17 protein-coding genes and 3 tRNA genes are annotated in these 20,149 nt (G+C 38.6%); 13 read left to right on the forward strand and 7 right to left on the reverse strand.

Going from position 1 to position 20,149, the window contains the following annotated elements:
• Window positions 1-7: 7 nt before the first annotated feature.
• Window positions 8-391: a carboxymuconolactone decarboxylase family protein gene (locus BMW38_RS04960; RefSeq protein WP_003650604.1), complete on the forward strand. Its 384-nt coding sequence runs from the start codon at window positions 8-10 to the stop codon at window positions 389-391.
• Window positions 392-428: 37 nt separating this feature from the next.
• Here BMW38_RS04960 and BMW38_RS04965 read toward each other — a convergent pair whose 3' ends face one another.
• The gene (locus BMW38_RS04965; protein ID WP_092706292.1) at window positions 429-965 is read right to left on the reverse strand and encodes a cysteine peptidase family C39 domain-containing protein; all 537 of its coding nucleotides are present in this window, start codon (window positions 963-965) and stop codon (window positions 429-431) included.
• 223 nt (window positions 966-1,188) lie between these two features.
• On the opposite strand from BMW38_RS04965, the gene ahcY reads away from it, so the two are divergent.
• The 6 genes from ahcY (at window position 1,189) to BMW38_RS04995 (ending at window position 11,048) form a co-directional block, all read left to right on the forward strand.
• Entirely contained in the window at window positions 1,189-2,571 is a 1,383-nt protein-coding gene (gene ahcY, locus BMW38_RS04970) for an adenosylhomocysteinase (protein ID WP_045125749.1), read from the forward strand.
• 74 nt (window positions 2,572-2,645) lie between these two features.
• Complete coding sequence (gene metF, locus BMW38_RS04975; protein ID WP_004643512.1) at window positions 2,646-3,482, forward strand: methylenetetrahydrofolate reductase [NAD(P)H]; 837 nt, start codon at window positions 2,646-2,648, stop codon at window positions 3,480-3,482.
• An 18-nt stretch (window positions 3,483-3,500) separates the two neighbouring features.
• On the forward strand, window positions 3,501-4,223 hold the full coding sequence (locus BMW38_RS04980) for a 16S rRNA (uracil(1498)-N(3))-methyltransferase (RefSeq protein WP_092706294.1): 723 nt from the start codon (window positions 3,501-3,503) through the stop codon (window positions 4,221-4,223).
• Window positions 4,224-4,357: 134 nt separating this feature from the next.
• Complete coding sequence (locus tag BMW38_RS04985; protein WP_092706297.1) at window positions 4,358-7,210, forward strand: putative bifunctional diguanylate cyclase/phosphodiesterase; 2,853 nt, start codon at window positions 4,358-4,360, stop codon at window positions 7,208-7,210.
• A gap of 237 nt (window positions 7,211-7,447) precedes the next feature.
• On the forward strand, window positions 7,448-9,718 hold the full coding sequence (locus BMW38_RS04990) for an NADP-dependent malic enzyme (RefSeq protein ID WP_003650593.1): 2,271 nt from the start codon (window positions 7,448-7,450) through the stop codon (window positions 9,716-9,718).
• A gap of 91 nt (window positions 9,719-9,809) precedes the next feature.
• Window positions 9,810-11,048: a multifunctional CCA addition/repair protein gene (locus BMW38_RS04995; RefSeq protein WP_092706299.1), complete on the forward strand. Its 1,239-nt coding sequence runs from the start codon at window positions 9,810-9,812 to the stop codon at window positions 11,046-11,048.
• 43 nt (window positions 11,049-11,091) lie between these two features.
• Here the strand turns inward: BMW38_RS04995 and BMW38_RS05000 are convergent, their stop codons facing one another.
• Window positions 11,092-12,267, reverse strand: coding sequence for a S1C family serine protease (locus tag BMW38_RS05000; protein WP_092706301.1), 1,176 nt, complete (start codon window positions 12,265-12,267; stop codon window positions 11,092-11,094).
• 194 nt (window positions 12,268-12,461) lie between these two features.
• On the opposite strand from BMW38_RS05000, the gene BMW38_RS05005 reads away from it, so the two are divergent.
• The 6 genes from BMW38_RS05005 (at window position 12,462) to BMW38_RS05030 (ending at window position 15,054) form a co-directional block, all read left to right on the forward strand.
• On the forward strand, window positions 12,462-13,220 hold the full coding sequence (locus tag BMW38_RS05005) for a Nif3-like dinuclear metal center hexameric protein (protein WP_092706304.1): 759 nt from the start codon (window positions 12,462-12,464) through the stop codon (window positions 13,218-13,220).
• Between the two features lie 145 nt (window positions 13,221-13,365).
• Window positions 13,366-13,992: a superoxide dismutase gene (locus BMW38_RS05010; RefSeq protein WP_003650584.1), complete on the forward strand. Its 627-nt coding sequence runs from the start codon at window positions 13,366-13,368 to the stop codon at window positions 13,990-13,992.
• A gap of 145 nt (window positions 13,993-14,137) precedes the next feature.
• A tRNA-Asn gene (locus BMW38_RS05015) sits at window positions 14,138-14,213 on the forward strand.
• Between the two features lie 8 nt (window positions 14,214-14,221).
• Window positions 14,222-14,297 (forward strand) — tRNA-Asn (locus tag BMW38_RS05020).
• Between the two features lie 181 nt (window positions 14,298-14,478).
• Window positions 14,479-14,554, forward strand: a tRNA-Asn gene (locus BMW38_RS05025).
• Window positions 14,555-14,610: 56 nt separating this feature from the next.
• Window positions 14,611-15,054: a DUF2726 domain-containing protein gene (locus BMW38_RS05030; RefSeq protein ID WP_092706306.1), complete on the forward strand. Its 444-nt coding sequence runs from the start codon at window positions 14,611-14,613 to the stop codon at window positions 15,052-15,054.
• Between the two features lie 10 nt (window positions 15,055-15,064).
• Here BMW38_RS05030 and BMW38_RS05035 read toward each other — a convergent pair whose 3' ends face one another.
• The 5 genes from BMW38_RS05035 to glnA all read right to left on the reverse strand — a co-directional run bounded on the left by BMW38_RS05035 (window position 15,065) and on the right by glnA (window position 19,865).
• Window positions 15,065-15,265, reverse strand: a complete 201-nt coding sequence (locus BMW38_RS05035) for a hypothetical protein (RefSeq protein ID WP_092706308.1) — start codon at window positions 15,263-15,265, stop codon at window positions 15,065-15,067.
• A 113-nt stretch (window positions 15,266-15,378) separates the two neighbouring features.
• Window positions 15,379-16,824 carry an alpha/beta hydrolase gene (locus BMW38_RS05040; RefSeq protein WP_092706310.1) on the reverse strand — a complete coding sequence of 482 codons (1,446 nt, stop codon included), beginning with the start codon at window positions 16,822-16,824 and terminating at the stop codon, window positions 15,379-15,381.
• Between the two features lie 114 nt (window positions 16,825-16,938).
• Window positions 16,939-17,817, reverse strand: coding sequence for a 4-hydroxybenzoate octaprenyltransferase (gene ubiA / locus BMW38_RS05045; protein ID WP_092706312.1), 879 nt, complete (start codon window positions 17,815-17,817; stop codon window positions 16,939-16,941).
• A complete protein-coding gene (locus tag BMW38_RS05050) occupies window positions 17,814-18,323 on the reverse strand; it encodes a chorismate--pyruvate lyase family protein (protein ID WP_005039136.1) in 510 nt (169 codons plus the stop codon). Before BMW38_RS05050 ends, ubiA begins: the two co-directional genes overlap by 4 nt.
• A 126-nt stretch (window positions 18,324-18,449) precedes the next feature.
• Window positions 18,450-19,865 carry a type I glutamate--ammonia ligase gene (gene glnA / locus BMW38_RS05055; protein WP_003650573.1) on the reverse strand — a complete coding sequence of 472 codons (1,416 nt, stop codon included), beginning with the start codon at window positions 19,863-19,865 and terminating at the stop codon, window positions 18,450-18,452.
• Window positions 19,866-20,149: the final 284 nt, after the last annotated feature.

A 20,149-nucleotide genomic window follows, 5' to 3' on the forward strand; every position in this document is an offset into this window, starting at 1 on the left:
GAAATTAATGTCTAAGCAAGATTACGAAAATGGATTAAAAGTTCGCACAGAGGTGATGGGAGAATCTTTTGTAAAACGTGCCCAAGAGAATACCGTACCATTTACTCAGCCATTGCAAGACTGGATTAATGAACATGCATGGGGTTCAACTTGGCAGCGTGAAGGTGTGCTACCGCGTAAATATCGTTCATTAATTACTTTGGCAATGTTAACTGCACTTAAGTCACCAACTGAACTCAAAGGCCATGTTCGTGGCGCGCTCAACAATGGTTGTACAGTTGAAGAAATTCAAGAAACGTTATTGCATAGTCTGCCATATTGCGGTGCCCCTGCTACTCAAGAAGCCTTTCGAGCGGCTTTAGAAGTGATTCAAGAATATCAACAAAAATAATTTTAATATGAGCCAGCGCTCTACTGGCTCTTTTTATCTAATTCAATTTGGTTGAATGCATCTGAAAATTACGATCATCAATCACGATAGCCTGACGACAAATCCCTTCCACTTGACGTTGCTTTTCAAAGACTGCCGCTGACATTGGTTCAAAACTATCAAAAAAGCAGATTTCTTTTTGGTCAATAGAATAGATGAGTGACTGATTTCCGATACCTTCTAAAGTATCGTAATAGACTATGATCATTTTCCCGTTTTGAATTTCAGCTTGAATATCCTGATAGCCTAACGCTGGGCCAGTTGGTATTTTCAATACATTTGCTTCTTTATAACTCATGCGTTCGCTTGGGCTAATATTTGGGTCTTTATCCGAATGAAATGAAACATCAAACCCAAATTTCTTTAAAGCAACGGCTAAGGCAATCGTATAGGTGCCGTCTTCATCATATCGACAAATTTGAATCAGCTCGGAAATATCAATTTGAACCCCATGATGTCGAAGTACTATCCAAACTGCAAAAACACCGCTATTCGCTTCGAGGTTTGCCAAAGATTCGGGAATATTTAAGGCCATAATTTAAATCTAAAGTCGTAATTAAGCAGATAATAAACAAAACTGGATTGGCACTAAAAGCTTTTCCAAGTACAATGTTTCGCTAGTCGAGGGATGCTGCGACAAATGATCGGCACTAAAGATCAATTTGCCAGGCTCGACAATCGGTTAAACACTCGTTTTTAACCAACAACGGCATCCGCGAACAGAACGATCCATACTATTTTTTCCCTAGGAGATCCTGATGAACGCGGTTAATGCTTCATTTACAGATTATAAAGTTGCTGACATCTCACTTGCTGACTACGGTCGTAAAGAAATCAAACTTGCTGAAGCAGAAATGCCAGCTCTAATTGGTTTACGTAAACGTTATGCAGCATCTAAACCACTTGCTGGCGCAAAAATTCTTGGTTGTATCCACATGACCATTCAAACAGCGGTTCTTATTGAAACGCTTATTGAATTAGGTGCTGAAGTTCGTTGGACTTCATGTAACATTTTCTCGACTCAAGACCATGCTGCTGCTGCAATTGCTGCTCGTGGTATTCCAGTTTTCGCTTGGAAAGGTGAAACTGAAGAAGAATATGTATGGTGTTTAGAACAACAAGTTAATGTTAATGGTCAGCCTTGGGATGCCAACATGATCTTGGATGATGGCGGTGACTTAACTGCTCTTGTTCACGACAAATACCCTGCTCTTTTAGAACGTATTCACGGTATTACCGAAGAAACCACAACAGGTGTTCAACGTCTTATCGAAATGTGGAAAGACGGTTCTTTGAAAGTACCTGCAATCAACGTAAATGACTCTGTTACTAAGTCTAAAAACGACAACAAATATGGTTGCCGTCACTCATTAAATGACGCGATCAAACGTGCAACTGACATGCTTTTGTCTGGTCGTCGTGCGCTTGTGATCGGTTATGGTGACGTTGGTAAAGGTTCAGCTCAATCTTTACGTCAAGAAGGCATGATCGTTCGTGTAACTGAAGTTGACCCAATTTGTGCAATGCAAGCATGTATGGACGGCTATGAAGTTGTATCTCCATACAAAAACGGCGTACAAACAGGCAAAAAAGAAGATATTAACCAAGACTTACTTGGCAACACTGACCTTGTTGTAACTACTACTGGTAACTACCACGTATGTGATGCTGCAATGTTAGATAGCTTAAAAGCTGGTGCAGTTGTATGTAACATCGGTCACTTCGACACAGAAATTGATACTGCTTATTTACGTGGTTACAAGTGGGTTGAAGTTAAGCCACAAGTTCACCAAGTTTATCGTTCTGAAGATGAAAATAACTACCTTATCCTTCTTTCTGAAGGTCGCCTTGTAAACCTAGGTAATGCAACTGGTCACCCATCACGCGTGATGGACGGTTCTTTTGCTAACCAAGTGTTAGGTCAAATTCACTTATTCCAAGAGAAATTTGCTGATCTTCCTGCAAACGAAAAAGCTGCAAAAATTCGTGTAGAAGTTCTTCCTAAGAAACTTGATGAAGAAGTTGCTGCGGCAATGGTTGCAGGTTTCGGTGGTGTACTTACTCAATTAACTCAAGAGCAAGCTGGCTATTTAGGTGTTGCTGTTGAGGGACCATTCAAGTCTGACGCTTACAAATACTAAGAACTTAAGGGCAGACGGTGAACCGACTGCCCTTTTTTCTTAAAATATTGTTTCGCTGTTTACAAGGATTTGACATGACTAAACGTATACCTATTTCTTTTGAATTTTTCCCACCGAAAACTGATGCCGGTGCTGAAAAACTTCGTATTGTTCATCAAGAATTACAACCATTAAATCCAGATTTCTTCTCGATTACTTATGGCGCTGGTGGTTCTACTCGCGAACGTACTCTTGCTGCTATTGACGATTTCAACGGCAAAGGTACACCCGTTGCTCCTCACCTTTCTTGTATTGGTGATGATAAAGCTCGTATTGCTGAACTACTCGACCTCTATAAAGCGCAAGGTATTAACCGTATTGTTGCTTTGCGTGGTGATTTACCTTCTGGTCAGGTTGGACTTGGCGAACTTCCTTATGCTCAAGATTTAGTTCGTTTCATTCGTCAGCATTCAGGTGATCATTTTCATATTGAAGTTGCAGCTTATCCAGAAATGCACCCTCAAGCTGAGAACCTTGATTCAGATATCCAACGTTTTATTGAAAAAGTACAAGCTGGCGCTAATGCAGGAATTACTCAATTCTTCTTTAATCCAGACTCATACTTTTATTTTATTGAGCGCTTAGAAAAAGCTGGAGTTAATATTCCGGTAGCTCCTGGCATCATGCCTATTACCAATGCCAGCAACTTAATTCGCTTTGCTGATGGTACTGGTGCAGAAATTCCTCGCTGGATCCGAAAACAATTACAAGCCTATGGCGATGACAGTGAGAGTATTAAAGCTTTTGGTCATGAAGTTGTTGTTAAGCTGTGTGAACGCTTGATCGCAGGTGGTGCACCAAGCTTACATTTCTATTCAATGAATCAAGTCGAACCAACTCGTCAACTCGTCGTTGATCTTGGTTTAAATTAATTTTGTAAGGCGTACCCAATGAATCGTTTTTTTATCGAAACTGAACTTAAAGTTGGCTCAACAATTCAACTGACAGAAACAGTATTTCATCATTGGGTGCGTGTTTTACGTGCACAATTACAAGAACAAGCTACTCTCTTTAATGGTCAAGGTGGCGAATATCTCGCGACCCTGACCGAAATTAATAAAAAAAATGCATTTGTCACGATTGAAAGTTTCAACCCTAATAACCGTAGCGCCCCATTTAAAGCTGTTCTGGGTCAGGTCATGAGTAAAGGTGACCGAATGGATTATGCCATTCAGAAAGCCACTGAACTTGGAGTAAGTCAAATTCAGTTGCTCACAAGTGAGCGCTGTGAAATGCGCTTAAAATACGACCGAGATCAAAAAAAATTAGATCACTGGCAAGCTGTTGCAATTGCTGCTTGTGAACAATGTGGTCTTAATATCGTTCCAGAAGTGTTAGCACCCATTTCTCTTAACGAATGGTTAAATTCCTCTGAACTTCCTCAATCAAAATTTGTTTTAGCACCAGAAAAAGAACAAAATGATGTATTAGCTGGCATCCAACCTGAACTTGCCTTATTGATTGGACCAGAAGGCGGTTTAAGTGAAAATGAAATTACTCAAGCCAATCAAGCTGGTTTTATGAATTGGTGTATTGGTGACCGTGTCTTACGTACAGAAACTGCGCCTGTCGTTGCCTTATCTATTTTAAATTATCGATTTTTATCCAGCTAAGTTCATTGAACATTGATTAAATCGTTATTTAAAGTTAATTTACTTTTATTGTATGAATAAAATTTCAAATTCTTTATCACTGATAAATCAGATTCTTTCTGTATATATGTAAAAAAATAGGATAGAAAAATCTTATGTCCGGGCTTCAGGAAGAATATTTACAGCATCAAACAAAAATTGAGCAGCTAAAACTTTCAATTCAATATATACGCTGGTATTTGATTAGCTTAATACTGCTATGTCTGATCTCATATGCTATTTTTTCTTATTATTTTTCATCTTCAATAACAACATTTAGCTGGTCTCTTGGCCTTACTATTGCATCGTTTACTTGCCTATTATTTGTTCCAAATATTTTAACCTACTACCGCACTATTAATTTTATTAAAAAAGCTGATCTTATCTTACAAAGTATTTGTTTTATTTCAGGAATCTTAATTGGGATAAACGTTACGGTTATTCATTTTTATCTTCCACCAGAGTTGGTTTCGCTACCAGATGCTCATATTTTAATTGCCTTGTTTATCACTTCTGCTCATATCATTGGTCTTACTTTTTTAACGCAACAACCTCGATACTTTTATCTTTTATTTATTCCAAGTACATCCCCCCTATTGATCGCTCAATTTACGCATACGCCCATTACTCAGCTACCTTTTTATTTTGCCTATAATTTAACTTTCGTGGCGACAGTACTCTGCGCATACGCAACTCAACGTAACTATCAAAAGATTTCTAAACTATTATTAAAGAATAAACAGCTCGTTCAAATTTCTGATCAACATACCCAATGGGCTGAAGAGTTATGTGTCCAGCTTCAACAAGAAGTGAATAAATCGAAAGATATTGAAGCCCAGCTCCAATTTAATAATCATTTACTTGAGCAAAAGGTACGTGAACGCACTTACGATCTCACAAAAATGAATGAGCAACTCGAAAGCCATCACTACAATTTAGCTTTTGCACATGAAACGGCTGGCATTCGGCCATGGGACTGGGATATTGAAAATCAAAAACTAGAAATTACTTTTTTCGATCAACAAAGACAAACTCAAACGACCATTATTTATCTCAATAGCATTTTAGACCGCATACATCCGAGCGATAAAAAACTTTTTGACGAGCGCTTGAAACAACATTTGGAAGGAATTACAGATCATTTTAATATCAATTTCAGAATCTTACGTCAAGATGGTTCATGGCGATGGATTCAAGATGTAGGTCGTGTCATTACAAGAGATCCCAAAACACAAAAAGCGCTTCGTATGGTTGGTATGACCCGAGATATACATCAAGAGAAAAAAGATCAAGAACACTTAAGACTCTCGGCAATTGTGCTTGGGCAAGCTGCAGAAGGCATATTTATTTTAGATGAACACCTGAACTATATTGATATTAACCCTTACTATGAGAAATTAACTGGATTTTCTAAAACAGAACTCCTAAATAAAGAGTTATTTAGCATTACAATTAATCAAAAAGAACTCCAACAACAATTTCATACCTCAATTACCCAACAGCTCCTCGAAACCGGAGAATATATGGGCCAATTTGACGAAAAGTTTAGTTCTGGCAAAAGCGTATATTTGTGGTTACACATCAATGTGGTCAAAGATGAGTTCAATCAAATTACAAATTATATTGGATTTGCACGAGACCTCTCTGAGCAAAAACGTCAGGAACAACATCTATCTTACTTAAAAAATTACGATAGTCTCACTCACTTGCCTAATCGTCTTTACTATTACAACCAACTTCATCAATACCTTGTAAATCCATCATATAACATTAAAAACTTAGCATTGATACGAGTAAATATTGATCGTTTTCGCGCTTTTAATGAATTTTTAAATAATGATAGTGGTGATGAACTTCTTAAACAGTTTGCACAACGGTTACGCTTAATCAATATTAATGCAATTTTGGTTGCCTATTTAAATAGTGACGATTTTGCAATCATTTATGAAATTTCTCCAATTCATCCAAATATTGAGCAATATTGCCAAAATATTTTGCAGGCACTGAATGCCCCTTTTTATATTGATAATCAAGAATATTTTATTACGGCATCTATTGGCGTAGCATGCTTTCCTGAGCATGGACGACAAATTGATCATCTAAACAATCATGCAGAACAAGCACTTTCAGAAGCAAAACGCTTAGGAGGCAATACCATTTCTTACTATTGCAATCAAACAACTCACTCCTATAAATCTGCCGATTTAGAGCAAGAGTTACGTAAAGCCATTCAAAATGATGAATTTGTCGTTTATTACCAACCAAAAATTAGTCTACTCGATCATTCAGTTATTGGTTTTGAAGCATTAATTCGCTGGCAACATCCCGAAAAAGGATTAGTCATGCCAAATATGTTTATACCATTTGCTGAGCGCAGTAGCCTGATTTCGGATATTGGTAAAGTCGTTTTAGATAAAGTTGGAAAACAATTACAAGAATGGAAAAGCCAAGGCTACACAAACATTCAAGTTTCAGTGAATATTGTTGCCCAGCAAATACATCGAGGCTTATTACTCAATGATATTGATGAAATTTTGCAGAAATATCATATTCAAGGTTCAGATCTCGAACTTGAGATTACTGAGTCCGCGCTCTTAGATAACACAGATAATGTAAAAACCTTATTGCATGCAATAAAACAACGAGATATTTCAATTGCTCTAGATGACTTTGGTACAGGCTATTCATCTTTAGCGTATCTGACAGAATACCCAATTGATGTATTAAAAATTGACCGTGCATTTATTTCTAAAATTGGTGATCACAAACAAGAAGCCATTGTAAATGCCATGATTGCGATGGGTAAAAGTATGGGGCTTAAACTGGTTGCCGAAGGTGTAGAAACAGAGGAACAAGTTGCCTATCTACAAAAACAGCAATGTGATTTTTTACAAGGCTATTTCTTTAGTCGTCCTATCCCGGCTGAGCAGATTATCCCTTATCTACAAACAAATTCGCCTATTTCTTAATAGTTCTCACAGACTATTTTTACATACGCTGCTTTTTCCAAAAATGAGCGTTTTTGACTGTGAGAAATAAAGAAGTAGTGTTATATTCTTTAGCATTTAGCTCACTACAGGGCTATTGGCAATTCGTCTACTATTCTCTTAATTGGTAAAAATTAAAGCATAGTAAAAGAACCGAGTTGCCTTCCCCTGAATGAGTGATTTGACTAGTTTGCTTTTTTGTATCAAATAGAGACTCAGATGGACGATCAATCTTTAAAACAGGCCGCTTTAAATTACCATGAATATCCAAACCCAGGGAAAATCAGCGTCACCCCAAGTAAGCAACTTGTCAACCAACGAGATTTGGCTTTAGCCTACTCACCCGGAGTTGCTGCGCCATGTTTAGAGATTGAACGTGATCCTTCAACTGCTGCTAAATATACAGCACGCGGAAACTTGGTTGCTGTAGTCACTAACGGTACTGCTGTTCTTGGTTTAGGTAATATTGGCCCATTGGCTTCTAAACCTGTAATGGAAGGTAAAGGCGTTCTCTTCAAGAAGTTTGCTGGTGTTGACGTATTTGACATCGAAATTGCAGAAAACGATCCAGATAAAATCGTAGATATTGTTGCCTCTCTTGAGCCAACTTTCGGTGGTATCAACCTCGAAGACATTAAAGCGCCAGAATGTTTCTATATCGAAAAGAAACTTCGTGAACGCATGAAAATTCCTGTATTCCATGACGATCAACATGGTACAAGTATTATTGTAGGTTCAGCTTTGCTCAATGCATTGCAACTTGTAAATAAGAAAATTGATGAAATCAAAATCGTAGCTTCAGGTGCAGGTGCAGCAGCACTTTCATGTTTAGACTTGCTTTGTGCGCTTGGTGCTAAAAAAGAAAATATTATTGTTGCCGATTCTCGTGGTTTATTAACGACTTCTCGCGAAGGCTTAGACGAATCTAAAAAACGTTATGTTCAAGATATTACAGCATCTCAGCTTCATGAAGTAATGACTGGCGCTGATATGTTCTTGGGTCTTTCTGCTGCTGGTATTCTCACCAAAGAAATGGTGAAACAGATGGCTGAGAATCCAATTATCTTTGCGTTAGCAAACCCAGATCCAGAAATTTTACCTGAACATGCACATGAAGTACGCTCTGACGTCATTATGGCAACTGGTCGTTCTGACTATCCAAACCAAGTAAACAACGCATTATGTTTCCCATACATTTTCCGTGGCGCACTTGATGTTGGTGCAACTACGATTAATGAAGACATGAAAATTGCATGTGTACATGCAATTGCGCGTATGGCTCATGTAGAAGCTGATGCAGCAACTTATGGTGAAAAATCTGCTTCATTTGGTCGTGACTATTTAATTCCACGTCCACTTGACCAACGTTTAATTTTAGAAATTGCGCCAGCTGTTGCTAAAGCTGCAATGGACTCAGGCGTAGCAACTCGTCCTATCGAAGATTTCGCTGTGTATCGTCAAAAATTGTCTGAGTTTGTATATAACTCTGCATTCTTGATGAAACCAATTTTTGCTCAAGCAAAAGCTGATCCTAAACGCATTGCATATGCTGAAGGTGAAGACGAACGCGTATTACGTGCAGTACAAATTGCTGTTGATGAAGATTTAGCTAAACCAATTTTAGTAGGTCGTACTGCTGTAATTGAAGCAAATATCAAAAAATTAGGCCTACGTTTACAACATGGCGTAAATATTGAGATTGTAGATCAAGAACAAAACCCGATGTATGAAGAGTTTTGGAAAGACTACTATCAAACAATGCAACGCAAAGGCATCACTGTTGAATATGCTCAACGTGAAGCTCGCCGTCGTTCAACGTTAATTGCATCTCTACTGGTTAAATTCGGTAAAGCAGACGGTATGTTATGTGGTACTTACAGTAGCTATAACATTCACCTTGACTTTGTACGCAATGTTATCGGTCTTAAAGAAGGCATGAATAACTTCTTCACATTAAATGCATTAATGCTTGAAGATCGTAATTTATTTATTGCAGATACCTACGTAAACACTAACCCAACTGCTGAACAACTTGCTGAAATGACTATTTTGGCAGCTGAAGAAGTACGTCGTTTTGGTATTACTCCACGTGTAGCACTGCTTTCTCACTCAAGTTTTGGTAGCGACCAAACTGATTCAAGCGCTCAAAAAATGCGTGAAGTTTATCGTATTTTATCTGAGCAAGCTCCTGAGCTTGAAGTTGAAGGTGAAATGCATGGTGATGCAGCATTAGACGAAAATATTCGTCAATTTGCATTCCCTGGTTCACGTTTTAAAGGTTCTGCAAACTTGCTCATTATGCCAAACCTAGATGCAGCAAATATTTCATTTAACTTGTTGAAAGCGACTTCTGGTAACAACGTTACTATTGGTCCAATTTTGCTTGGCGCAGCAAAACCTGTTCATATTTTGACACCGACAGCAACGACTCGTCGTCTTATCAATATGACTGCTTTAACTGTTGCTGAAATCCAACAACAAGAAAAGTAATTTAGAAAGAGCTTTTTACGAAAAGCCTGTCTAATGACTTGAGAAAACCTCTATTCTGTAGCATGATTGCTTGAAGAATAGAGGTTTTTTCATGCAAGTGTATTTAGTAGGCGGTGCCGTCCGAGATTCTCTACTTGGGCATCCCTATCAAGAAAAAGATTATGTTGTGGTCGGAGCAACGCCTGAACATATGCTCGCCCAAGGTTTTCAACCTGTAGGCAAAGATTTTCCTGTGTTTCTTCATCCTAAAACTAAAGAAGAATATGCACTTGCACGTACTGAGCGAAAGTCCGGTAAGGGCTATCACGGTTTCCAGTTTTTTACCGATACTACAGTAAGTTTAGAAGAAGATTTAATTCGCCGTGATTTAACCATCAATGCCATAGCAATGGATCAAGATGGCAGAATATATGACCCCTATGGTGGTCAGAATGATTTAGAGAATAAAACCTTACGGCATGTTTCAGAAGCTTTTGCTGAAGACCCTTTACGTGTTTTACGTGTGGCACGCTTTGCAGCTCGATATTCATCATATGGTTTTCATATTGCATCTGAAACCTTACAACTAATGCAAACGATGGCTGAATCAGGTGAACTTGATGCATTAACACCAGAACGTGTGTGGAAAGAGACTTCGCGTGCGCTTTTAGAAGACCATGCAGATATTTATTTTCAGACGCTACGTGATTGCGGTGCCTTAAAACATCTTTTCCCTGAAATTGACGCATTGTTTGGTGTGCCACAACGTCCAGAATATCACCCAGAAGTAGACTGCGGCATACATACCCTAATGTCTTTACAGCAAGCGTGTAAGTCAAACTATTCGCTTGATGTTCGGTTTGCTGTTTTAGTACATGATTTGGGTAAAGCATTAACGCCTATAGATGAACTCCCTCGCCATATCATGCATGAAGAACGTGGAGTGAAACCAGTTACCGAATTATGTGAACGTTTAAAAGTTCCCACTCAAACTCGACAGTTGGCATTATCGGTGTGTAAAGAACATCTAAAATGTCATCAGATTATGTCGTTAAAACCCGGAACTGTATGGCGTTTATTACAGCGTTTAGATGTATTACGTCGCCCTGAGAGAGTGGAAGCTTTTGTACAGGCATGTGAGTGTGATGCCCGAGGAAGACTAGGTTTAGAAGATCGTCCTTATCCTCAAGCTCAGTATATGTTAGATGCGATGCAAGTGGTTCGCTCTATTAAAGTTCAGGACTTACCCGAGAACATTAAGGGTGCTGAAATTGGTGAAATGTTAATTCAATGTCGCATTGATGCTTTAACTGAGTTCAAACATCAACATCAAACACCCACACATTCTTAATTTAAGCCAATAAAAAAAGCCTCATTACGAGGCTTTTTTGTTTTTACTGTTTAGGCAGTGGTATATATTGAGATTGAGTATTTTGGTTTTTTCTTTCCCCAACTGCTACCACAAAGTTTTCTTGCTTCCCAGCTCGCTCAACCACCACATTAATTTCACTATTAGGCGCTTGTAATGCAACGTAATTAATCAAATGAGAAGCTGAGGTAATTGATTCATTATTTACCTGAATAATTTTATCACCAACTTTAATGCCCGCAGATGCTGCTGGACCGTTTTTCAAAACATCAGCAACGACCACACCAATTTGTTGTTTTGGTGCTAATACATCTTCTTGTGTAGGCGGTACTAGACTAATGCCCAACCATCCACGTACAACACGACCATCTTTCAAAATCGAGTTTAATACTTGTTGGCAAATTTTAGCTGGAATTGCGAAACCAATACCTAAAGAGCCGCCTGACTGCGAGAAAATAGCGGTATTTACCCCAATTAGGTTACCAGCGACATCAATTAAAGCTCCGCCTGAGTTACCTGGGTTAATTGCAGCATCTGTTTGAATGAAATCTTCATAGGTATTGATGCCTAAATCAGAGCGCTCAGTGGCAGAAATAATACCTTGAGTTACCGTTTGCCCTACGCCAAATGGATTACCAATCGCTAAGACAACATCACCCACTTCATTACCGCTGAGCTTAAATGGCAACACGGGTAATTTGTCGAGTTCGATCTTAATTACGGCTAAATCCGTATCAGGGTCTGTTCCAACAATAGTTGCTTCTGCACGACGTCCATCACGCAATGCAACTACAATTTGGTCGGCCTGAGCAATCACATGATTATTGGTAAGAATATAACCATCAGCACGAACAATAACCCCAGAGCCTAAACTATTTTCATTTTGCTGTTGTTGTTCAGGAACCTGATTTCCAAAAAATTCGCGGAATACTGGATCACTTAACAATGGATGATTTTGTTTAACTTTCTGGGTCGTAAAAATATTAACAACTGCTGGAGCTGCAACTTTTACCGCAGCACTATAAGACACCACCCCACCCGCTCGTGAAGTATCAACCAATGGTTCAACTTTTTCGGCAGGCATTTGCACCCCATCAACTGCAACAGTTGGTTTCGGCTGATGGTATTTTTGCCATGCAATAAAACTGGCAATTACAATAATAAGTAACACCCAAGGTAACCATGTAAAGGTGCGGCGCACGTTCATATCCTCTACGCAAAGAAGCTTTTAATTAAATTAATATATTGAACAAAAAGAGTTTTCAGTTAAGCATTTTAAATTAAATATGTCGATATACATAAAAAACTCAAAAAAGATTTGTCTAGCTTTAGTTACACAACAAAATATGTTTCTATAGCTTTAGCAATTATTTACTATTCAATTCAGGAAATATCATGGCGAATTTGCATGAAATTATTCAGTGGTGCGATCAAACCTTAAAAGCAGCAGAATTTAAAGATTACGCACCAAATGGCCTGCAAATTGAAGGTTCAACTGAAGTAAAACGTATCGTTTGTGCCGTTACTGCTTCCGAAGATGCGATTGATGCGGCAATTGCTCAGGATGCCGATCTATTACTCGTACATCATGGTTATTTTTGGAAAGGCGAACCGTACCCAATTACAGGAATGCGCGGTAACCGAATTAAAAAATTAATTCAAAATAATATTTCACTCGTGGCTTATCACCTACCTTTAGATGCACATCCAAGTTTGGGTAACAATGTAGCCATTGCAGAAAAATTGGGCTTACACCATTTAGAACCACTCGATTTAGCCGAGAAGCATCCAATTGGTAATATTGGATATTTAGAGCAAGCTGTTTCTGTTGAAGAGTTTAAAGCAAAATTACAAGATAGCTTTGATTTTAAAGTGATTCATTTACCAGCCGAGAAGCAAAGCATTCAAAAAGTAGGTTTCTGTACTGGCGGTGCTCAAGATTTTATTGCTAAAGCGGCTTTGCAAAATTGCGATGCTTATATTTCAGGCGAAGTCAGTGAACGAACTTTCTATGAAGCAAAAGAATTAGGAGTTCACTATTTTGCGTGTGGTCATCATGCAACCGAACGTTATGGAGTTCAACGTTTAGCACAAGCAATTTCAAAGCATTTTGCAATTGAAGCCGAATATTTTGAATTGAATAATCCGATTTAATTAAGTCTTTTTTTCAATCTGTGTTATGCGTATTAATTAGATCTTTATTGTGTATAGTTCTTTAAAACGATGCCCTATTGTGAACAGAATCATTTACAATAGAGCCACTTAATTGTATAACCCAGCAAATGCAAGGAATAGGAACATGACAACCATTACTTTACCTGCACTTCCATATGGCTATGATGATTTAGCGCCACATATTAGTAAAGAAACTTTAGAATACCATCACGATAAACACCACAATACCTATGTTGTTAACTTAAACAACTTAATCAAAGGGACTGACCTTGAAGGTAAAACTTTAGAAGAAATCATCAAAGCAACTGCTGGTGATGCATCTAAAGCTGGTATTTTCAATAACGCTGCTCAAGTTTGGAACCATACATTCTATTGGAATTCAATGAAGCCAAATGGTGGTGGTAAGCCTACTGGCGCAATCGCTGCTAAAATTGAAGAAGCTTTTGGTAGCTACGAAAAATTTGCAGAAGAATTTGCTGCTGCTGCAACAACTCAATTCGGTTCAGGCTGGGCTTGGTTAGTTGCTGATGAAGTAAACGGTAAATTATCTATTACTAAAACTTCTAATGCAGACACTCCACTTGCACATGGTCAAATTGCTGTATTAACAATTGACGTATGGGAACATGCTTACTACATCGATTTCCGTAACTTACGTCCTAAATACATCGCAACTTTCTTAGAAAGCCTTGTGAACTGGGACTATGCAAATGCAAAACTTGCAGGCCAACCAGCTGGTGTAGAGAAATAATTTTATTTCTTTATAAAAACCACCCTATTTTGGGTGGTTTTTTTATTTTTAGTACCTTAAAAGCATATTAATCAAGCAAACGATTCATTTTCTTTAATATTCTTATTGACGCTTTTAGATTTCATCCATAAAATGCGCATCAGATTCTCCAATAGCTCAGTCGGTAGAGCGACGGACTGTTAATCCGCAGGTCCCTGGTTCGAGCCCAGGTTGGAGAGCCATCTACTAATCTCCCATAGCTCAGTCGGTAGAGCGACGGACTGTTAATCCGCAGGTCCCTGGTTCGAGCCCAGGTGGGAGAGCCAAGATTCTAAAAGCCCGCATCTATTGCGGGCTTTTTCTTATCCAATCATTTAATAATTTTCTATTATTTTTAATAAAATCAATGTTTCGAATATTTTTAAACCAAACGATTAGATATTCTCACTAATTCCGTTATTAAGACTTGACCCAGCCCCCTTTCCTCCCTAAAATCCTTTTCCAGATTCTCCAATAGCTCAGTCGGTAGAGCGACGGACTGTTAATCCGCAGGTCCCTGGTTCGAGCCCAGGTTGGAGAGCCAAGATTCTTAAAAACCCACTCATCATGAGTGGGTTTTTATTTGTATGATGCCTTCACATGTTCGAATCGAGTCACTTATTTTTTATTGTTTTAGGTTGCTTAAGCACCTGCATCTTTCTTGCTGTTTGTTTACGCCCTTATTTATTTCCAAAACAAAAATTCTTTGCTCGTCCTGTTATTACCAACTTTGAAACTCAAATGTTTATCCGCTTAAAACAAAGTTTTCCAAGTTATCATGTTTTAGCACAAGTGGCTTTTAGCGCTTTAATTACCAGTAAGGACTATAAAATTCGTAGTCAGTTCAACCGTAAAGTTACCGACTTCGTTGTGCTTAACGACAAGATGGAAGTAATTGCCATTATTGAACTAGATGACCCTTCTCATCTTGAAAAAGCGGAAGAAGATCGTATTCGTGATCAAATGCTCACAGAAGCAGGTTACATTGTAAGACGTTACACAAATATTCCGACGGTACGTCAGCTACAAAAGGATATTCATTAAAAAGCTGCTGTTATTTCTTTTCAGAATTTGCTGCTTCTTTCTCAGCTATTCTTTTTTCCATTTCTAAACGTTGCTGCTCATATTGTTTTTTAGTCTTAGCATCACTCTTTGCAGCCAAGAAAAGTATTCCAATAATCAGGAAAGGAATAAGCAAACCTAATCCCATTAATAACCAAGGAACAGATTTTTTTTTAACAGATTGCTGGCTCATAAATGCTTCAAACTCAAACGGTATTAATTCTAAGATGTGTAACAATATAACAAAAAAGAGCCGCTATAAAGTGGCTCTTTTTTTAAGCTAATTTCTAATTAAATAAATAAATCTTAGAACTTACCTGTGCAGTGAGGACTTTGGCTAGCATCCTTCTGTGCATCAGTTAGAACAATACCTGTACCCGCTGTCATATTAGTTTGAATAAAATCTACAGCATTTGCATTTTGACATATGATTGCTTGTGTATGAGTTGCATTCGGTACAATAGTTAGCTTATAGCCTTTATCGTAGGCTGCTTGTGGGAAGTACTTCACAGCATTCGCTTTCATATTTGCGAATAAGCCTTGTGTTACTACAGGTAATACTGCTTGATCTTTTTCACCTTGAATAATAAATACAGGAGTTTTAATAACTTTATCGGCTATGGCATTAGTCGCAGGTTGGGTTGCTGTCAAGAAGCTTTGAACAACTTGATCCGTCTTGAATTTATTCAGATCAATACCATACTGTGCAATTTGATGTGTAGGATCAGCCAAGAAAGTTAAAATTCCCGCTTTAAACTTCGCTTGTAAGCCATTTGCACTATCAGGCGCAGGATAACTTAAACATGCGCCATCATCACCTGTACGTCCATAAGCCAACTCTGCAATATCAGCCGCTCCTGATGTAAAAATTGCCTTAAAGTCATAGTTTGGTTGCTGTGCTTTAATCCCCGCACTTGCGAATGCTGCATATGCTAATAATTCAGCATAACCATCTGCAATTTGGTCAATCATTGCCTGACCTTGAGCCGCTGTAATCACATTATTAGCTACTGCATAACGGACTTGGAGTAGGTTCTCGTCCAGCTTATTTACTGCTTTAGGTTTTCCATTTGCATCAAGATTAAATTGTGGGTCAATATAAATTTGAATAATTGTCCCTAAGCTTGATGCGGGTGCTCCTGCTACAGCACCTTTATAACTTACATCTGTATTGGCAAATTCGGCAGTACCCAATGACGCATGTCCACCTTGTGACTGGCCAATCGACATCCAATCACCTTTTAACTGGGCACCATAATGCTCTTTTACTGCTTTTACTGCAGATAGCGCTGATTTTGCTTCGCTAGATAAGTTTAAGTACGGATGTACCCCTGGTGTACCTAAACCCTCATAATCTGGTGCCACAATCACATAACCAGCCCCCAATAAAGTCTCAGCTAGGATTTTAAATCGTGGATTAATTGCATTTTTACTTGGCGCACAACCATCACCCACCCCAACAGTTCCATGCTCCCACACGACTACACGATAACCATCTTTAGGTGGTGTTGCTTTGGGAAACAATACCATTGCTGTGGCAGTTGCTGTTTTTCCTTGAACATTTGCCATGTTATAAGTCATGACTTTAATCGATGAAGCATTATCAACTTTATCTATAGCGTAATTACTTTCAGAAATATAAGTTTTATCAGGGTTCACACCAATATAGTCATCATTATCGTCATTACATGCTGCAAGAAATAATGTTGAAACCGATAATGTTATAGCTAAAGCAATTTTTGACCGTTTCATAAAATATCCTTTTTATGTTATGTGTTATTTATTCCGCATATTTTTATGCACAAATATTAAGGCATAAAAAAAGTGCTCTGCATAGAACACTTTTCAACCTTACGGTCATTTTTACTATATGAAATTTAAAAATATTCCCAGAAAAATGATTAATCCAACCCAACGATTGTGACGGAATGCCCAAAAACAGACTTGAGGGTTGCGGTCTTTGGTTTTAATTGTTTGATATATAAAATCGAATGCAACAACAATCAAAGCAATGATCGCCCATGGAAATAAAATATTTTCTAAATACAGTGCCGAACCAATCAAAACAAGACTGGTTGCTTGTAAAAGCGCAATAATCTGGATGTCATATCGACCAAAAAGGATAGCTGTAGATTTCACACCAATCTTTAAATCATATTCACGGTCAGTAATGGCATATTGAGTGTCATAAGCAACTGTCCAAGCTAGATTACCAAAATAAAGAAGCCAGCAAGTTATATCTAACGGCTTACCGATTGCAGTAAATGACATTGGAATTCCCCAAGAAAATGCCATACCTAAAACCACTTGTGGTAAATGGGTATATCTTTTCATGAAAGGATATATAAATGCTAAAACTAATCCAGCTAGTGCACAATAGAATGTCGCTATAGGTAAAAAGAACAAAGTACAAGCGCTAGCAAATACTAGCGCTAAAAATACATATATTGCTTCTCTAGGACGAATTACCCCAGTTGCTAATGGGCGTGTTTTAGTGCGTTCAACATGCGCATCTACTTTACGGTCCGCAAAGTCATTAATGGCACAACCAGCAGCACGCATAAAAATTGTGCCTAAGACCATTGCCAAAAGAATATGCAATGGCGGCCTTCCTTCTGCCGCAACCCAAAGTGCCCACATGGTTGGCCAAAAAACCAGTTCTGTTCCAACTGGCTTATCAAATCGACATAGATAATAGTATGCTTCTAAACGCTGACGCCATGTGGTATCTGTTGCAGTCGTCATAGTAGTTCCTTGTCGTGCTGCTGATGTAGAAAAGCTTCAAAAGCTGGTAAGAATGTTTCTTGGACTATAAATTTACACCCATGCCAAGTATAGCAACTTTGTCGCGTCCACCCTTCTGGCAAACGAATGACACGGCGGTCACAAAGTGGTGTCGTTCTTTGAAATAGAAAAAATCCAATCGGTGTAGAACCAATGTGCTGAAATATGCGGGCTTTTTTTTGTAGGCTTAAAATAGGAAAAATACTTTTTGCTTTAACCCATGGCTCTGCTTCACTACCATATAAATAAGTCTCACGCACCCATGAGGTGTGAGTATGAGGCATATTCATCCATTGGCTATCTGCAAAAGTTAAACGCTGAAAGTGTTCTTTAAAAGGTTTTACACTGAATTGACCACCACCAAGATCAGTCAATTGTTGAGTCAGAGAACCAGACGCATACAACCATTTTTTCAACTCAGGATTTAAAGTCTTGTCCTGTTTAAGTACTGGTTGCCGTTTACGCATAATCTGCTCACATGAAAACTCGCACTTAGTTTAACCCAATTTTTTGATAAAAAACGTAGAGAATTCAATCAACATTCCAAGCAATAAAAAAGCCTGCATAAGCAGGCTTTTTTATGAAAATACGTATTACAAGCTGTAGTACATATCAAACTCAACTGGGTGAGTAGTCGTGTTAAGACGACGTACATCTTCAGTTTTAAGTTCGATGTATGCATCAAGCATTTCTTTAGTGAACACGCCGCCTTTTAACAAGAATTCGTGATCTGCTTGAAGTGCTTCAAGAGCCATATCTAAGCTATGAGCAACTGTTGGGATTTTTGCTTCTTCTTCTGGAGGAAGATCATACAAGTTCTTATCAGCAGCTTCGCCCGGATGGATCTTGTTTTGGATACCGTCGATACCAGCCATTAACAATGCAGCGAAACCTAAGTACGGGTTCATCATTGGATCTGGGAAACGAGCTTCGATACGCTTACCTTTAGGGCTAGAAACGTATGGAATACGGATAGACGCAGAGCGGTTACGCGCTGAGTAAGCAAGCATGATTGGCGCTTCGAAATGAGGAACCAAACGCTTGTATGAGTTTGTAGATGGGTTTGTGATCGCATTCAATGCACGAGCGTGCTTGATAACACCACCGATGAAGTACAATGCCATTTCAGAAAGGCCTGCATATTCATCACCAGCAAACAAGTTCTTGCCATCTTTAGAGATAGACATATGAACATGCATACCTGAACCATTATCGCCTACCATTGGTTTAGGCATAAAGGTTGCAGTTTTTGCATATTGGTGCGCAACGTTCCAAACAGCATATTTGAATTGTTGAACTTCGTCAGCTTTACGTACAAGTGTATTGAAGCTCACACCAATTTCTAATTGGCAAGAAGCAACTTCATGGTGATGTACTTCTACACGACCAGGACCCATGATGTCTTCGATTTTCGCACACATTTCTGCACGCATATCTTGTGAAGAATCAACTGGAGGAACTGGGAAGTAACCGCCTTTAACACGTGGACGGTGACCTGAGTTACCAGACTCGTAATCTTTACCAGTAGACCAAGCAGCTTCTTCAGCGATCAATGTATGACGAGCGCCAGACATATCGATGTCCCACTTCACTTCATCAAATACAAAGAATTCTGGTTCTGGACCAAAGAATGCAGTATCACCGATACCTGTAGATTTTAAGTATTCTTCTGCACGGCGAGCAATCGAACGTGGGTCACGCTCATAACCTTGACCAGTTGAAGGTTCAATAACGTCACAAGTCACAACTACAGTTGGTTCAGCAAAGAACGGGTCAACAAAACCAGTTTCTGCATCTGGACGTAAAATCATGTCAGATGCTTCAATGCCTTTCCAACCAGCGATTGAAGAACCATCAAACATTTTACCGTCTTCAAAAGTATCTTCATCAATAGAATCAGCTGGGTAAGTTACGTGCTGTTCTTTACCCTTAGTATCAGTAAAGCGAAAATCGACCCATTTTGCGCCACTTTCTTGTATGAGTTGAAGGACCTTGTTCGCCATGCTCATTTTGCTCCAATGAAATTTTGTTGCACTTGTTAAGTGCGTGTTAATTGCTGGTATATATTAAGCAAATCTCATACCAACTTTATCAGACTTACCTAAAACATTGAATTGCTTATAACTATCGATGATTTAGGTCCCTTGTCTTGAACCCATTATACTGTTTGCATAGTTAAATGCACCATATTCAGACATTTTCAAATTATGGCATACAAGAATAGCTCGCAATCGCCCTAATTTAGTGCAAAATTGTTGCGCTAATATGAATTATCGCATCAATATCTAACAGT

The sequence above is a fragment of the Acinetobacter sp. yr461 genome, from assembly GCF_900110445.1.
GTDB classification, from domain to species: domain Bacteria; phylum Pseudomonadota; class Gammaproteobacteria; order Pseudomonadales; family Moraxellaceae; genus Acinetobacter; species Acinetobacter calcoaceticus.

Excerpts from the sequence above, each read along its gene's own strand:
- BMW38_RS04960 (WP_003650604.1), top strand. The coding sequence starts at position 8 with ATGTCTAAGCAAGATTACGAAAATGGATTAAAAGTTCGCACAGAGGTG.
- BMW38_RS04965 (WP_092706292.1), bottom strand. The coding sequence starts at position 965 with ATGGCCTTAAATATTCCCGAATCTTTGGCAAACCTCGAAGCGAATAGC.
- ahcY (WP_045125749.1), top strand. The coding sequence starts at position 1,189 with ATGAACGCGGTTAATGCTTCATTTACAGATTATAAAGTTGCTGACATC.
- metF (WP_004643512.1), top strand. The coding sequence starts at position 2,646 with ATGACTAAACGTATACCTATTTCTTTTGAATTTTTCCCACCGAAAACT.
- BMW38_RS04980 (WP_092706294.1), top strand. The coding sequence starts at position 3,501 with ATGAATCGTTTTTTTATCGAAACTGAACTTAAAGTTGGCTCAACAATT.
- BMW38_RS04985 (WP_092706297.1), top strand. The coding sequence starts at position 4,358 with ATGTCCGGGCTTCAGGAAGAATATTTACAGCATCAAACAAAAATTGAG.
- BMW38_RS04990 (WP_003650593.1), top strand. The coding sequence starts at position 7,448 with ATGGACGATCAATCTTTAAAACAGGCCGCTTTAAATTACCATGAATAT.
- BMW38_RS04995 (WP_092706299.1), top strand. The coding sequence starts at position 9,810 with ATGCAAGTGTATTTAGTAGGCGGTGCCGTCCGAGATTCTCTACTTGGG.
- BMW38_RS05005 (WP_092706304.1), top strand. The coding sequence starts at position 12,462 with ATGGCGAATTTGCATGAAATTATTCAGTGGTGCGATCAAACCTTAAAA.
- BMW38_RS05010 (WP_003650584.1), top strand. The coding sequence starts at position 13,366 with ATGACAACCATTACTTTACCTGCACTTCCATATGGCTATGATGATTTA.
- BMW38_RS05030 (WP_092706306.1), top strand. The coding sequence starts at position 14,611 with ATGTTCGAATCGAGTCACTTATTTTTTATTGTTTTAGGTTGCTTAAGC.
- BMW38_RS05035 (WP_092706308.1), bottom strand. The coding sequence starts at position 15,265 with ATGAGCCAGCAATCTGTTAAAAAAAAATCTGTTCCTTGGTTATTAATG.
- BMW38_RS05040 (WP_092706310.1), bottom strand. The coding sequence starts at position 16,824 with ATGAAACGGTCAAAAATTGCTTTAGCTATAACATTATCGGTTTCAACA.
- ubiA (WP_092706312.1), bottom strand. The coding sequence starts at position 17,817 with ATGACGACTGCAACAGATACCACATGGCGTCAGCGTTTAGAAGCATAC.
- BMW38_RS05050 (WP_005039136.1), bottom strand. The coding sequence starts at position 18,323 with ATGCGTAAACGGCAACCAGTACTTAAACAGGACAAGACTTTAAATCCT.
- glnA (WP_003650573.1), bottom strand. The coding sequence starts at position 19,865 with ATGAGCATGGCGAACAAGGTCCTTCAACTCATACAAGAAAGTGGCGCA.